Origin of the sequence: Sorangium sp. So ce448, assembly GCF_051520915.1 — a bacterium.
Taxonomy (GTDB): domain Bacteria; phylum Myxococcota_A; class Polyangia; order Polyangiales; family Polyangiaceae; genus Sorangium; species Sorangium cellulosum_B.
Genome location: NZ_CP150343.1, coordinates 3204147 through 3218278, shown reverse-complemented (window position 1 = coordinate 3218278; position 14132 = coordinate 3204147). Strand labels below are relative to the sequence as shown.

Below are 14132 nucleotides of genomic sequence, written 5' to 3'. Positions count from 1 at the left end.
GCGGGCGCTCAGGGGCGAGCGCCGCCGGGGCGGGAGGCGGACGTGGCCTCCTCGTGCCCGAAGCCCTGCGGGTAGTCCTTGAGGTACCGGCGCGCCTCGGCCGCCGTCCGGTCCTTGTCGCCGAGCATCTCGATCGCGCGAAGGCGCTCCACGCGGGCGATCTCGGCGAGCGGCGAGTCCGGGTAGCGGCCGAGGAGGAGATCGAGCCGCTCGATCGCCCGCCTCGGCTGCCCGCGCCTCCGCGCCGCCATCGCGCCCTGGAGCAGCTCGTTCTCGGCCGTGAGCGAGGCGCGCGCTGGGGCCTGGCGCGCGTCGCGCGGCGCGCGCGGCTCCCCCGCGCCACCCTCGCCTGCCCCGTCGCCCCTGCCGCCCTCGCCGGCGGCGCTGTCCTGTCCGAGGTCGCGAGGCGGCGCCGGCGCGTCGCCCGGGCGCCCCTCGGCGGGCCGGTCCGACCGGCGCTCCTCGTCGCGGGACGACCACGTCTCGCCTGGGCTCAGGAAGCGCTCGACCTCGCCGCGGTGCACGGCGACCCGCCCTTCCACGACCGACACGCGCGTCTCGGCCGGCTCTCCCGCGGCGTCGGGCCGCCGCTCGACGGAGAAGCGCGTCCCGTGCACGGTGACCACGGTGTCCGACGTGCGCACAGACAGGCTCGTGCCTGCCGGCAGCGGCGGCACATCGACGGCGATCCTGCCCTGCTCGAGGGCGACGACGTCACCTGCGCGCTCGCGCCCGGCGCCCACCGGCGCGAACCTCACGCGCGTCGAGGGCCCGACCTCGACGGTGGCGCCCGTCGCGAGCGACGCCTTCGCCCGCGCGCCCTCGCCGGTCCGGAGCTCCTCGTCGCTCGCGAGCGGCACGAGGGCGAGCGACGGCGGCGAGCGGGTCGCGCCCCCGGCCGCGATCTCGACCGAGCCCTGGAGCGCCGTCACCTGCGCCGCTGCGGGCGGGGCGTCGCGCGCCCGGAGCACGACGAAGACACCGGCGGCCGCCGCGGTCAGGGCGGCCGCCAGCGCCGCCGCGCCCAGGGCGGCCCGCTTCCGCCGGGCGGCGCGGGCGCGCTGCTCCGCCGCGTCGGCGACGAGCTGGTCGATGCGGCCGGCGATCCGCTGCTGGAGGTGCCTCGCCTGGATCCTGGGCAGCGGCGGCACCGGCTGCTCGACCAGCGCCCGCAGCGAGGCCTCCACGCCGTCCACGCCGGCCGCCGCGGCGCGATCCTCCGGGGTGGTGTCAACGTCGTCCTGCTTCATCGTGGCTCCTCGGGTCCAGCGGGGTCGCGTCGCGCCGCCGCCTCGGGTTCAAAGCGCGCCTGGAGCTCCCGCCGCCCCCGCGACAGCCGCGACTGGGCCGCGGCCACGGAAACACCGGTCAAGTCAGCGATTTCCTTGAGAGAATAGCCCATGGCGTGGAGCAGCAGCGCGGTCGCGCGGTCGCCGTCCATCGACGCGAGGTGCCGGCGCAGGGCCTCGAGATCGCGCTGCGCGCTCACCTCGCGCTCGGGATCGGCGCCCTGCGAGGGCGGCTCGGGCCCGGCGCCAGGCTCCGGCGACCCCGGCGTGCGATCGATGACCTTCCGCTCGCGCCGGCGGGCGCGCAGCGCGCTCAGCCCGACATGGCAGGCGATGACGGACGCCCAGCCCGCCAGGCTGCACTCCCCCGCGAACCGCTGTTTGGTAAGTGTGCTCACGATCTGCTCGAACGCGCCCTGCACGAGATCGGCGTGGTCCTGCTCGCGGCAACCCAGGATCCGGTACAGGGTCCGGTCGACGGCCGGCAGCAGGTGCTCGTAGAGCCGCAGGCCGATCCCTCGTTCACCCCGCTGGAAGGCGAGCAGGATCTCCTCGTCGCTGGCGGGCGCGGGCGAGGGCTGGCCCCCGGCGCCCTGGCTGGAGACGAGCCTGAGCCGGCGGCTGGCGGGGTGTGGCTCGGCGGTTCCCATGCTCATGCACAGTAGCCGGTCCGCCCGAAAGCAGGCTGAACGGCGGAGGATCTTCCTCGATGCCGCCGCGCCGCCCCCTGGCTTCGCCAGCGGGGCGTCCGGCCAGGATCCGAGGAGAGATTTCAACGCAAAGACGCAAAGACGCAAAGACGCAAAAAAGAAGAGTAATTTTGAGCTCTTGTCGGGTGCTAGCGTGTCGCGCAGCGCGGCCCGAGCCCGCCCTGCAACGCGGCGACCGGCAGCCCTCCGCGCACGAGCGCCGCCTCGGACACGCGCGTGCGCCCGGCCACGGCCGCCATGAGGCCCGGGCAAAGGCGCGCCGCCGCGCCGAGCGCCGCCTGGCCAGACCGCCGCACGAGGCCGTGAGAGAGCGCGGTCGCGAGCAGCACCTGCCCGAGCACGTCGCGCGAGAGCCGGCGCTGGAACGCCTCCGCGCTCGCCCCTTGGAGGTACGCCGTGGCCGCGAGCCGCGCGCTGTGCAGCGCGATCGACATGCCGTCCCCAGAGAAGGAGGGGATGACCGCCGCCTGATCGCCGAGGCGCCAACTCCCGTCCGCGCGGCGCTGGACATGGCCGTACGGGATCGCCGAGAGCGCGAGCGGCCGCTCCCGGCACGGCTCCGCGCCCGCGAGCCGCGCGTCGAGGTGCGGCGACCCCTCGCGCATCGCGCAAAGGAGGCGGTCCCAGCGCTGCCCGAGCGCGGCGAAGCGGCTCTTGCGGACGAGGAGGCAGAGGTTCGCCCGGCCGCCCTCGACCGGCTGCAGACCGGCATAACCGCCTTCGAACAGCACGAGCTCCACGTGCCTGTCGAGCTCCTCCGCCTGCGGCGGCGACAGCCGCCAGTGCAGCTTGAAGGCGACGAGATCGTCCTGCAGCCCGGAAGGCCGCCTCAGGCCCCGGACGTCGTGCTTGCCGGTCGCGAGAAACGCGGCGCGCGCCTCGATCGCGCTGCCGTCCTCGAGCCGCGCTCCCCAGCCCGCGCCCGCCCGCGTGAGCGCCTGGACCCGGACGCCCCGCCGGATCGACGCGCCCGCCGCCGCGGCGCGCGCGAGCAGCGCCTCGTCGAGCACGCGGCGCGACAGGCCGAGCGCGGAGAACGGCAGCGCGGCGGCCGCGACCCGATCGCGCTCGACAAGGCGCACGGCCTCGATGGGCACCGCGCCGAGCGCCCGCAGATCGAGCCCGAACGACGCAAGGTAGAGCGCGGCCTCGCGCGACAGGAACTCGCCGCAGACCTTGTCCGCCGGGCTGGCTTCGCGCTCGACCAGCGTGACCTCGCGCCCCGCCTGCGAGAGGAGCAGCGCGACCGCCGCCCCGGCCAGGCCCCCTCCGACGACGACAGCGTCGTTCACGGGACCTTGAGCCTCCCGACGGTGAGCCGGAACGGCATCCACCATCGAACCTCGACGGCGCGCGGATCGAGCCCGGCCTCGGCGACGAGACGCCGCCAGTCGCTCGCCGAGAAGGCGCGGGCGATCGACACCGGGCCATCGTGCTGCACGAAGCGGTGCCAGCCCGCGAGGCGCGAGAGGTGGCGGAAGACGTGATACGGCAGCGGGTGGCGGTGCAGATCGTTGACGAACCAGCCGAGCCGCGCCTTCGCCTCCATCCAGGCGAGGAAACGGACGACCCCCGGATCGGGGAGATGATGCGTGAAGAGCGAGCTCAACACGACATCGATGCCGCCGGGCGGCTCGTAGGCGAAGGCGTCGGCGGTGACCCAGGTGATGGGCCGGCCCGGCGGAGTCGCCTCGGCGGCCGACCGGCGCGACCATGGGTTGAGGTCGACGCCGGTGAGCGAGACGGCGATGCGGCGCTCTCTGGCCCACACGTCGATCCGCCGCAGCATGTCGCCGTAGCCGCTGCCGACGTCGATCACCTCCAGCGGCCGGTTCTCGGGCAGGCCGCGCGCGACGAGGCGCTCGAGGAACGCGAACGTCGGCCGGTAAGCGAGCGTCAGCCGGTTGACCTGCGCCAGATCGACGAGGCAAGCGCGGAACTCCTCGAAGCCCACGGGCTGGGTATCCATCAGCTCGTCGAGCGTGGATCGGCGCGAGAAGTCGAGGGCGCTCATCGGTCTAGGCCGTATGGAACAGCATCGTCTCGGCGGTCAAACCTGGACCGAACGACATGGCGCATCCGCGCATGCCCGGCCGCGTGTCCGCGATGATCGACTGGAGCACGAACATGAGGGTCGCCGAGGACATGTTGCCGAAACGCGCGAGCACGTCGCGCGACGCCGCGAGCGCGGCCGGCCCGAGCTCGAGCGCGTGCTCGACGGCGTCGAGCACCGACCGCCCGCCGGGGTGCACCGCCCAGAGGTCGATCTCGCCTGGGGCGGCGCCGTCGAGGATCGCGCCCGCGGCGGCCTTGAGCCCCCGGTCGATCGCGCGCGGCACGCGGCCGGACAGGAACATCTCGAAGCCGAGATCGCGGATGTTCCACGTGATGAGCTCGCGCGTCCCGGGCACCACGACGGCGTGGAGCCGGTCGAGACCGAGCCCTGTCGGCTCGGCGCTGACCACCGCCGCGGCGCAGCCGTCGCCGAACAGGAGGAACGACAGCATCTGATCCATCGCGATGGCCTCCTGCAGGTGCAGCGTGCACAGCTCGACGTTCACCACGAGCACGCGCGCCTCGGGCGCCGACCGCACGATATGCCGCGCGAGCTTCAGCGCGTTGATCGCCGCATAACACCCCATGAAGCCGACCATCGTGCGCTCGACCGATGGATCGAGGCCGAAGCGCTCGACGAGATCGAGGTCGATGCCCGGCGCGGAAAAGCCGGTACACGACGTCACGATGACATGGGTGATCCGGCGCGCCGTGCTCCCGAGGTCGAGGCCGGAGACGGCCTGCGCGGCGAGCTCCGGCGCGTGCTTCTCGTACAAACGCATGCGGTCCGCGGTCGTCGGGAAGCTTCCGCGCAGGTAGAACCGCCCCGCGTCGATCGAGGGGCCGCCCACCTCGACGCTCGGGGCCAGCACGGAGAACCGGTGTGAAATCTGCGCCTTGTCCGCCATCCGCCCGAACAGCACGCGGCTGCGCTCGTCGCCGAACAGCGTGCTCGCGAAGCGGACAAAAGAGGAGTGCACGTCATGCGGCGGCACGGCCGTGGCAATGCGGTTGATGTAGGCGGTTGCCGGCGGCCGTACCTTCGCGGCCGAGCCCCGGCCGGCATCCTCGCCTTGCACCAGGCCTCCTCGTGAGTCGTTAAAATTGGTCACGCTCGCAAGAAGCAGGCATCGAGTATGCCACCTGCGGTGTTGCGCTGCCGACCGACGGAGATGGAACATGGCGTCCGCAACGTCGACCCTGCGTGGCCGACGGAGACGTCGGCCGCTGTCATGGCGGCGCCGTCGTGAGCCGGTCTGCCTCCCCGATGGATCTCCTCCCCGAGCGCCTGGCCCGCGAGCGTCACGCTCCCCCCGGCGCCGACGCTCACCACCCACGCGCCGAACCGCCCGTTCGGGCCGTACGCCGCGCCGCCTCGGAAGACCATCCTCATGACAAGCCTTATTCGGTGGTGCAGTCGGGCGCCGAGCTCGGGTCGGCCACCCACGCCGCGAGGCGCGCGGTCCCGGCGTCGCCCCACGCATCGTGCGCGAGCTGATTGAGCCGGCACCACTCATGACGCGTCTGCCGGATGGCGAGCGACTTCGCCGCGAGGTGCTGCTCGACGCGATCGGTCAAGGAGGTCTTGTCCTTGCTGAGCTCGTCGTGGGTCATCGCCACCGGGGGCGGACAGTAGTCGCCTGGCTCGTAGTCGACCGTGCCCGAGACAAGGCCATGGGCTGTCGTCCGCCGCTGGCGGAAGGTCACGATCGCGTACTCCGGGTACGGCGCATCGTTGTCGCGAGTCACCGCCGCCCCCCTCGGCTGTCGGCCCTGCACGACGATGAAGCCCGTCGACGGCACCGCGGAGTACGGCGCGAGCGCGGGGAAGGCCGTGAGCGACTGGTCCACGAGGACGTCGCCCCCGAGCTCGACCCAGTTCGTGTGTGCGTAGAAGTCCTGCACCGCGTGAAGCGAACGGGAGAACGCCAGCAATGCCAGCGCATCGCCACTCAGCTGCGCGATGCCCGGGCCCAGCGCCGCCACCGCCTCGGCTTGCTTCTCGGCGATGAAGGCGGCTCCTCCGCTGAAGTTGCAGTCGTCGAAATGAGCAGCATTGCTGAAGTGGAGCTCGGCGTCCGTCGACACATTGCCGATCTTCAGCGCGCCGATCACCGCAGGCTTCAGGAACGCCAGCGCGGTGCTGGTGATCTCTTCGTGGTTCGGCTCACCCGGTGCCGTGGAAAACGCATCGGAGCTCTCTCCGAGCGCCTCGGCTGTTCCAGGCTCGCCGGCGCAGCCGAGCGTCAGCGAGAACCCCATGACTCCCACGATGAACGCAGCGTGCTGATGAATATTTTGCAGCATGCCTTGTATAACTGCAAAGCGCGGTCCAGGCGTGCGGGCTGAGCGTTCGTTGAGAGACGCGCGGAAGGAGCTTGCGTGAACGCGCCCGCGCCCGATGAGCGCGCCTCATCGCCTGTCATTCCCTTCCACGCGCGAACCGCACACGTGCCTCACTGCGGCATTCCGCCACACGCTTCCCCTTCTCCCTTACCGCAGCGTCGAGCCCGGGTTGACCAGGAGCGACATCGGGCGGAGCCGCGGCCCCGCGTGTCGCCGCGTCACGCGCCGAGCGTGGACGGGTCGTAGCGCGTCACCCAGGTCTTGATTTGCAGCTCGCAGAAGATCAGGCGAGGCGCAATGAAGCCTGCCTGGGCCAGGAGCGCGAAGACCTCGGCGTCCGAGGCCGGCATCTTCAACGGCGCCATGGCCTTCCGCCGTTGCTCCGCCGCCTCGGGCGGGCGCCCCTCCGCGAGGGCCCGCCGGTCCTCGACGGCGCTCAGCAGCGGATCGTCTCCCGTCCGACAGCCGATCACGAAGGGCGCCCCCGGCTTCAGGCGCCGGGCGACCTCCCGCAGGAGCTCGAGGCGCGCCTCATCGCCCGGGACGTGGTGCAGGACGCCGATCATCTGGGCGCCGTCGAACAAGGGCCCGCGCGCGAGATCGCGCAGCTCGCAGGCATGCAGGCTCGTCCGCTCGAGGAGGCCTTCCGCCGCGAGCTTCTCGCTCGCGACGGCGACCATCTCCGGCGAGGGGTCGACGCCCGTGAAACGAACGCCGGCCCCCGCGTAGCGCGCGAGCGGCTTCACCTCGCTCCCGGTCCCGACGCCGACGATCAGCAGCGACGCGGCCTCCTCGTCGGGGAGCGCAGCGGCGATCACCTCGGCGATGACCTGCTGCATGACGCCATAACCCGGCCAGAAGCGGCGCACCTGGTCGTCGTAGCCCAAGGCTCGCTCGCGCCCGAAGTTCACTGCGTGTTTCCCGTGCTCGTCCGTCTTCATCACGCCTTCTCCTCGGCGGACGGTCGCCCGGACCGCCCTCAGCAGGGGAGTATCACCCTTCGTGCAGCCTCGACAGGGCGAGGGTTTCGATCCGATTGGCGGGGCTTTCTGTCGCGACCTCCGCGGCCTTGAGCACACCCGTAGGCGCCTGCGTTGTTTTTCCAGGAGGGCCCGATCGAGAAAGGTTCTCTACCCTGGCAAGGCGGGGCCCTCTGAGCGATCATGCCCTCGTGGAAGCCCTGCTCCTCTCCGCGCTGGGTGTCGCGCTGACGCTCGGCCTCGGCGGGGCCGGGCTTCGATGGGCGCTGGGGCGCGCCGAGCGAGCGCGCCTGCGCCGGGCGCGGGTCGAATCGATCCCGCTGCTGCGGCCAGCCCGCTTTGCCGCCGCGAGGGGCCGCGCGGTGCCCGTCGGCGAGCCGCTCGTTTCGCCCTTCAGCGGGCGCCCGTGCGTCGCCTTCCGGGTCGTGCGCTGGCGGCAGGAGCGCAAGGGCGGCTTCGGCCCCAACGGCATGGGCTTCGTCTGGGTCGTCGACGACGACGCCGATTGGGCCCCCGACTTTGCCCTCGACGACGGCACGGGCCAGGCGCTCGTCCGCCCGAGCGGCCACGTGCGCTTCGACCTCGTGGACGCCGAACCGCCCCCGGACGCCGCCGGCCACGTCGACACCTTTCGCAAGCGCTACGGCCACGAGCGCGCGTCGTTCTTCGCCGGCTTTCACAGCGCGGTTCTCTATCGGGAGACGGTCATCGAGGTGGGGCAGCCCGTGCTCGTCGCGGGCACCGCCGCAGCATCGATCGGGCTCGACGCGAACGACGAGCGGGACGGCCATCGCGCGTCGCCGCGGCCAATCGAGCTTCGGCCCAGCGACGAGCCGCTCTACATCGGCGACGGCCGACGACCGGAGGCGTGATCCGCGATGTTCACCGCGGTGGACGACCTCGCGCGGGGGAGCGCCCGCGTCACGCGCGCAGGTCGGCGGCTTCCCCGTCCGCCTCCGCCTCGGCCGCCGCCCCCGAGCGCGCCTCGGAGCATCACGAGAAGCTCGAGCGGTGGTTGAGTGCCGAAGCGCCCCGGAGGCATCCGGAACGTGATGCAGTGATGCGGGCAAGCACAGGCCTGTGCCGGGAGGCAAGCGCGGCGGCGTGCGCAGGCGACGCCCCTCTCGCCGCGATGTAGCATGGCGACACCATGGCGGAACTGCGGACGTGCGGTACGAGGTCCGGTAGGATGAACGTGATGCATCTTCGCCGAGGTCTTCCCACGCTGCACGCTGCAGTCACTGCGTTTGTCTTCTCCGTCTCCTCCGCGAGCGCCGACGCGGCTCCCCTCACGGAGGGGAACCTGCTCGTATCGCAGGACAACGCGATCACCGAGTGCACCCCGGCGGGTGCCGTGGTTCAAACGTTCGCGGTGCCCTTCGGCGGGGGCGGCGCGCGGCCGGGAACCGAGTGGGTCCGCGATCTCGTGGTGGACGCGACCGGGCTGGTCCACGCCTATGATGGGACGTTCGATCCATTCCTGAGCATCCTCGACCCCGTGGGCGCGACCTGGTCCGCGTTGACCTACCCGGAGTGGAGCACGGCCAACAATGTGTCCTACGGCGGAATCGCCACCTTCCGCGGCTACACCTTCGTCACCGACATGTCGACGGGGGGGGATCCCGCCACAGGGGTCGTCCGGTTCGAGCTGGCCACCGGGACCGCAACCAGGTTCGCGAGCGGGAGCGCGCCCATCGATCTGACGCTCGGGCTGGACGGCCTGCTGTACGTCCTCGCGGGGGAGCGCAGCGTCGAGGTCTATGCGCCGTCCACGCTCATGCGCGTGCGGACCTTCGACGTGGCCTTCCCCTGCCGCGGGATCGCCGTCAACGCCACCGGAGACGTCTTCGGCGCCTCCTGGGACGGGAGCATTTATCATTTCGATCCCGAGGGGGCGCTGGTGGCCAGCATCATCGTGGACCTCGGGAGCCTCTCGGATCTCGATCTCAACGACGACGGGAAGATCGTCGTGGGCAGCCGACTCAGCGGTGTCATTCAGACCGACGAGACGCTGAGCAGCGTGACCACGTTCTCCTTGGGGCGCTCGCAGACGTTCGTGGCCTTTGTCAAAAGCAGCGACGGAAGCGCGGGAGGCGGCGGCGACGGCGGCGCGGGCGGCGACGGCGGCGCGGGCGCCGGCGGCGCAGGCGGAGGCGCGGGCGGCGACGGGGCGGGCGACGGCGGCGCGGGCGGCGGCGGCGCGGGCGGCGACGGCGGCGCGGGCGGCGGCGGCGCGGGCGGCGACGGCGGCGCGGGCGGCGGCGGCGGCGGCGCGGGCGGCGACGGCGGAGGCGCCGGAGGACTGGATGGCGCTGGTGGTGAGGGCATGGGCGGCTCCGACGCCCAGGGATCAGGCGGTGAGACGAGCGCATCCAGCGCCGGTGCCGGTGCCGGCGGCACTGGCACGCCCGAGGAGGACGGTGGGTGCGAATGCTCGATGCCGGGTGGCCAGGCACCTGGGCGCCCAGGTCTACTCCTCATGACGGCCGCGGGCGGGCTCGCCTTCAGGCGACGCAAGCGTGCTTGATCGGCGTCCCGAGCGCGGGCGCGCTCGGCGTTGTTGAACTTGTTGAGCTTTCGCCCGGTCCGTTCTCGCTGCCGGAGAAATCCTGGGGGCACCTCGCCCGAACACGCTGCTCCACCTACCACCGCCGCTTCCACCCCTGGCACCAGCCCGACCATGACCTCGAGCACACCTACCTTCGTCGATCTCGTTCTGACCCTTCCCACCGGGTTCACCCTCCAGGCCGATACCCGCGAGGAGGTCTCCTCCCTCATCCCGGGGAGCCCCGCCGTGGAGCACTTTTGGAGCTACCAGGACGCCTCCGGACAGGGCCTCTATTTCTTTGCCTGGGAAGGTACACCCACGCGCGACCGAGGCCCCATGAAAGCCGTGGAGACCTGGAAGGTCCAGGTAGGCTCCGCCGATGCCACCGTCAGCCGCACCAGCCACTTCTTCGGCCATGAAAAGGAGGTCCTCGTCGCCCACTTCGAGGGTCCTCCTCCCGCGCGCCGCAGGTACATGATCTACACCCCCCGCCTCGACCGCGCCGCGTTCGATACCCTGCTCGCGGCCATCCGTTTCTCCCCCAAGTGATCGGCCGAGCACCTCGCGACCTTTGTCGCGCACGCGGCGCGCACCTCGACCATGTAGGGGGTTGAGATCGCCTCGACGGCCTCGAAGCGGGTCACGGCGACGTCCGCGGGGAGCTTGTCGCCCTCCAGGGAGAAGGTGGCGAAGGTAGCGGCCATTGGGGCCATGGTAGGCGATCGGCGGACGGCGCCAAGCCCGATCGCCGGACCGCGCGGGGGAAGGCGGCGTGGGAATCTTGCGGAGCTGAGGGTCGTGCGGGTGTCGGTGAGCGAGGGCTTCGTGCGCGCCGAGCTCTTGCGCCGCACATTTGCGATCGATGTCCTCGAGTGCCGAGCTTGCAAGGGGCGGATGAAGCTCGTCGCCATGGTCACTGAGCCCCGGAACATGGTCCGCTTACTATGCGCGCTCGGCGAGACGACCGATGTTCCAGCACGCTCTCCCAACCGGGGACCACCGTACTGGAAAAGCACCGTTGTGCGCCGCAAGGCGCTCGGTGACGCCGTATAGCGTCTCGCGACGCGCCTCCCGGGCCAGACCAACGTCCGGACGGACACGTGTGCCCACGGCACGCCGATGCGCCCCTTAGCGCGCGCGGCGCCGCCCGGACCACGCTCTTTCGACCCAGGACCGAGCCATCACGACGCTCGCGGTCCCACCCTTTCGCTCTGCCACGCTACACTTCCTCGCGCTGCGATCCGGCTTGATTTGCCTGCGCGCCGGGCGCGGGTCCTGCTCGGGGAGCAAGCGGCGCCGGAACTGCCGCCCGAGATAAAGGACCGACTCTCCGCTCACGAACTCTCGCGCGCTGCTGGCGGGGGGCGGGCGCTGCTAAAGAAATCTACGCGGCGTCCGTCGACCTCAAGAGCTGTCTGTAATGAAGCGAGCGGTGGAAAGCGAATCTCGTCCAAACACAGCGGATTTTTCAAACACCTCGCATCATGCTGCTTTTACTTGATCGGTTAGTCGCAGCAGGTCCACACTTGCAGGTATGCGTATCGCTTCCTTCGGCGTGCTCGCGTTCGCGTTCGCCTGCTCCAGCTCGCCAGACGAGCCCGGCGGCTCGGGAGGCGCAGGGGGCGCCGCCGCGGGCGCCCCGGGCACGAGCGGCACTGGCGGCGTCACCCAACCAAACGGAGGTGCGACGAGCGCCGGCGGCAATGCGACGAATGGCGGCGCAACGACAGGAGGAGCCGCGATGGGCGGAGCGTCGACGGGCGGCGAGCCAGCCGGCGGCTCCTCGGGAAGCGCGGGCACAGCGAGCGGCGAAGCGTCGGCAGGAGCTGGCGGAGCGAATGGCGGAGCCGGCGGGGCGAGTGGCGAAGCCGGCGGAGCGAGCGGCGAAGCCGGCGGAGCGAGCGGCGGAACCGGCGGCGGCGGGGCCTGCGTCAAGAACCTCGCCTGCAAGCTGGACCCACCGCCGAGCACCGGCGACCTCGCGCAAGACTGCGTCGATCGCATCAACCAGTTCCTCACGCAGTGCGCTTGCCTGCCGGCGCTCAAGCGCCGCAAAGACGGCGAAGCCTGCGCCAACGAGATGGCGAAATACGACGCCGATCACAACATGGCTCACGCCGGCATCCGAGCGAGAATCTGTGAGCCCGGCGGCTCGCAAAACTCCTGCCCTGGCTACTCCTCCAACAAGCAAGTCATCGGCCTGTGCATGCAACAGATGTGGGACGAAGGCCCGCCACCCACCGCAAACTGCACCGACGACTGCTACGAAACGTACGGCCACTTCATCAACATGACCGACGACTCCGTCACCCAAGTCGCCTGCGGCTTCTACACGACGAGCAGCGGCAAAGTCTGGGCCGTCCAGAACTTCACGCGCTGAGAGCGCGGGTGGGGGGTGGAGGCGAGGCCGGGTTCGGGATGAGGTGGTGGATGAAGATGAGGTGGGGCCGAGTTCGGAGTGGACGTCGAGCGTGGGCGTGGGCACGAGCACGAGGCAGGGCATTGCAGCTTTGAAAGAGCGGCCAGCGGGAGCGGGCGAGGCGGCGACGCGCCAGCTCCGGGCCATCACGGGCAACGAGAGCGACGTCGTGCACACGGACTCGACGCACTTCTGGCCGTATGGTCTCAACTACACGACCGAGGTCAAGACGACGGACGATCTCGTGAACCACTGCAAGATGGTGGTTGCCATCCGCGAGGACATCGGGTTCTGACTCGGGTTTCGCCCTTTTTGTGGGGAGTCAGCGGACGTGATCCTCAAAATTTGGCCGAGATCAGGACGTTCGAGCGAATTTCTACCAAGTTCTTTCCCGGCCGGAGAGGTGCAAGATCGGCTGAGCCGCGCTGTCGCCTTCGGGGATGAGGTAGCGGCCCGGGTCGTTCACTAGGCGATCGGTCGGCTGCTCGGTCTTGATCCAGCAGCGGAGGGGCGAGCGAGCTCGCGCCGGTAGCGTCATGCCTACGACCGCGGGAGGTCGCCGCGCTCGATCGGCTCGCCCACGTCGCCCTCTGCAACCGAGGAGCGGCGGCCGGGCGCGAGAGGCGCCAAGACGCCGGCGGCGGCCCCGATCGCGGATCAGGCGACGGAGGACGCCGGCCGGCGGTCGGGCGCATTCGCGGGTGTGGCGCCGAAGCGCGTCGCCACCAGGTAGTCGCACCAGCGCTCCACGCTGGTGTGGATCGGCGGCATCACCAGACCGACCGCGCGGGCGTGGGCTTCGGCCGCGCTCGTGTCATACGCATCCTCGGCGAGGAACGACAGGCTCTCTCGCGTCACCCCGGTGAGCGCCTCCGGCAGCAGGCGCACCAGGCCGAGGGGCAGCATCCACGCCGGGGGGCGGCGCCTCAGGTGGGCGGCGATGCCGCGGACCAGCGCGGGCAGCCGCGGAGTCGCCTGGTCGAGGACGCAGAGGTCCTGTTCCGCGGTCTCCGGGCGCTCGGGCACGCTCGCCAGGAAGCGCGCCAGGTAGTCGACCGTCACCAGCGGCAGGAAGGTGCGCTCGCTGCCGACAAGGGCCGGCAGGCGGCCCCGCCAGAGCTGCTCGACCATCTCGCCGACGCCCGTGAGCTGCGAGGTCTCGCCGGTGCGTGAGTCGCCGATGACGCTGCTCGGATGCACGGCCGTCCAGCGCAGCCCGCGCTCGGCCGCGAAGCGGCGCACGGCGAGGAACGACTCGTGCTTCGACCCCTCGTACGCGCCGTGCTGGCGGTAGAGCCGGTCCCGCGCTCGCTGCGTCAGCACGCTCTCCGCGCCCGGCCGGGCGCTCGCGTGCATCATGCGGTAGCCGTCGAGGTAGACGAAGCGCCGCAGGTGGGGCCGCCCGAGCGCCCACTCGGCCGCGTGCAGCGAGCCGTCGACATTGCAGCGCCGCGCCTCCTGCACGCCGAGCCCGAACGCGAAGCGCGCCGCCAGGTGATAGACGTCGCGCACCTGCTCGAAGCGCTCCGACAGGCCGAGCGACGCCGCCTCGACATCACCCTCGACCACCAGGAGCCGCCGCGAATCGCCGCCGTGCGCGTCGACGAACGCGGAAAGCTCGGCGGCCCGCTGCCGCGCCCGGCGCACCGGCGCCGCCACGGCCTTCGTCCGGGTCAGCTCGGCCAGCAGCCAGCGCCCGATGAATCCCGTACCCCCCGTCACCACGACCTCGACATCGCACGCTCTCATAGGCCGCACAGCATGCGTCGCTGGACCCATGAGGAA

14 protein-coding genes are annotated in these 14132 nt (G+C 71.5%); 5 read left to right on the top strand and 9 right to left on the bottom strand.

Going from position 1 to position 14132, the window contains the following annotated elements; genetic code table 11:
• Positions 1-8 precede the first annotated feature (8 nt).
• From WMF45_RS12440 to WMF45_RS12405, 8 genes are all read right to left on the bottom strand, one after another.
• Positions 9-1250, bottom strand: coding sequence for a FecR domain-containing protein (locus WMF45_RS12440; RefSeq protein WP_437717122.1), 1242 nt, complete (start codon positions 1248-1250; stop codon positions 9-11).
• A complete protein-coding gene (locus WMF45_RS12435; protein WP_437717121.1) occupies positions 1247-1939 on the bottom strand; it encodes an RNA polymerase sigma factor in 693 nt (230 codons plus the stop codon). The genes WMF45_RS12440 and WMF45_RS12435 overlap by 4 nt, the downstream gene beginning before the upstream one ends.
• A gap of 188 nt (positions 1940-2127) precedes the next feature.
• Complete coding sequence (locus tag WMF45_RS12430) at positions 2128-3291, bottom strand: NAD(P)/FAD-dependent oxidoreductase (RefSeq protein WP_437717120.1); 1164 nt, start codon at positions 3289-3291, stop codon at positions 2128-2130.
• Positions 3288-4013 (bottom strand): methyltransferase domain-containing protein, encoded by a 726-nt coding sequence (locus tag WMF45_RS12425; RefSeq protein ID WP_437717119.1) that lies wholly within the window; start codon positions 4011-4013, stop codon positions 3288-3290. Before WMF45_RS12425 ends, WMF45_RS12430 begins: the two co-directional genes overlap by 4 nt.
• A gap of 4 nt (positions 4014-4017) precedes the next feature.
• The gene (locus WMF45_RS12420) at positions 4018-5133 is read right to left on the bottom strand and encodes a type III polyketide synthase (protein WP_437717118.1); all 1116 of its coding nucleotides are present in this window, start codon (positions 5131-5133) and stop codon (positions 4018-4020) included.
• A gap of 29 nt (positions 5134-5162) precedes the next feature.
• A complete protein-coding gene (locus tag WMF45_RS12415; RefSeq protein ID WP_437717117.1) occupies positions 5163-5447 on the bottom strand; it encodes a hypothetical protein in 285 nt (94 codons plus the stop codon).
• A gap of 8 nt (positions 5448-5455) precedes the next feature.
• Positions 5456-6316, bottom strand: coding sequence for a hypothetical protein (locus WMF45_RS12410; protein WP_437717116.1), 861 nt, complete (start codon positions 6314-6316; stop codon positions 5456-5458).
• A gap of 302 nt (positions 6317-6618) precedes the next feature.
• Positions 6619-7341, bottom strand: a complete 723-nt coding sequence (locus tag WMF45_RS12405) for an SAM-dependent methyltransferase (protein ID WP_437717115.1) — start codon at positions 7339-7341, stop codon at positions 6619-6621.
• Positions 7342-7571: 230 nt separating this feature from the next.
• Here WMF45_RS12405 and WMF45_RS12400 point away from each other — a divergent pair, with 230 nt between their 5' ends.
• The 5 genes from WMF45_RS12400 (at position 7572) to WMF45_RS12380 (ending at position 12642) form a co-directional block, all read left to right on the top strand.
• Positions 7572-8252 (top strand): hypothetical protein, encoded by a 681-nt coding sequence (locus WMF45_RS12400; RefSeq protein WP_437717114.1) that lies wholly within the window; start codon positions 7572-7574, stop codon positions 8250-8252.
• Positions 8253-8578: 326 nt separating this feature from the next.
• A complete protein-coding gene (locus WMF45_RS12395; RefSeq protein WP_437717113.1) occupies positions 8579-9907 on the top strand; it encodes a hypothetical protein in 1329 nt (442 codons plus the stop codon).
• Positions 9908-10060: 153 nt separating this feature from the next.
• Positions 10061-10477 (top strand): hypothetical protein, encoded by a 417-nt coding sequence (locus tag WMF45_RS12390; RefSeq protein ID WP_437717112.1) that lies wholly within the window; start codon positions 10061-10063, stop codon positions 10475-10477.
• Between the two features lie 1192 nt (positions 10478-11669).
• Entirely contained in the window at positions 11670-12308 is a 639-nt protein-coding gene (locus WMF45_RS12385; protein ID WP_437717111.1) for a CAP domain-containing protein, read from the top strand.
• Positions 12309-12354: 46 nt separating this feature from the next.
• Complete coding sequence (locus WMF45_RS12380) at positions 12355-12642, top strand: hypothetical protein (protein WP_437717110.1); 288 nt, start codon at positions 12355-12357, stop codon at positions 12640-12642.
• A 362-nt stretch (positions 12643-13004) separates the two neighbouring features.
• Here the strand turns inward: WMF45_RS12380 and WMF45_RS12375 are convergent, their stop codons facing one another.
• A complete protein-coding gene (locus WMF45_RS12375; RefSeq protein ID WP_437717109.1) occupies positions 13005-14096 on the bottom strand; it encodes an SDR family oxidoreductase in 1092 nt (363 codons plus the stop codon).
• Positions 14097-14132: the final 36 nt, after the last annotated feature.

Excerpts from the sequence above, each read along its gene's own strand:
- WMF45_RS12440 (WP_437717122.1), bottom strand. The coding sequence starts at position 1,250 with ATGAAGCAGGACGACGTTGACACCACCCCGGAGGATCGCGCCGCGGCG.
- WMF45_RS12435 (WP_437717121.1), bottom strand. The coding sequence starts at position 1,939 with ATGGGAACCGCCGAGCCACACCCCGCCAGCCGCCGGCTCAGGCTCGTC.
- WMF45_RS12425 (WP_437717119.1), bottom strand. The coding sequence starts at position 4,013 with ATGAGCGCCCTCGACTTCTCGCGCCGATCCACGCTCGACGAGCTGATG.
- WMF45_RS12415 (WP_437717117.1), bottom strand. The coding sequence starts at position 5,447 with ATGAGGATGGTCTTCCGAGGCGGCGCGGCGTACGGCCCGAACGGGCGG.
- WMF45_RS12410 (WP_437717116.1), bottom strand. The coding sequence starts at position 6,316 with ATGGGGTTCTCGCTGACGCTCGGCTGCGCCGGCGAGCCTGGAACAGCC.
- WMF45_RS12405 (WP_437717115.1), bottom strand. The coding sequence starts at position 7,341 with ATGAAGACGGACGAGCACGGGAAACACGCAGTGAACTTCGGGCGCGAG.
- WMF45_RS12395 (WP_437717113.1), top strand. The coding sequence starts at position 8,579 with ATGCATCTTCGCCGAGGTCTTCCCACGCTGCACGCTGCAGTCACTGCG.
- WMF45_RS12390 (WP_437717112.1), top strand. The coding sequence starts at position 10,061 with ATGACCTCGAGCACACCTACCTTCGTCGATCTCGTTCTGACCCTTCCC.
- WMF45_RS12385 (WP_437717111.1), top strand. The coding sequence starts at position 11,670 with ATGGGCGGAGCGTCGACGGGCGGCGAGCCAGCCGGCGGCTCCTCGGGA.
- WMF45_RS12375 (WP_437717109.1), bottom strand. The coding sequence starts at position 14,096 with ATGAGAGCGTGCGATGTCGAGGTCGTGGTGACGGGGGGTACGGGATTC.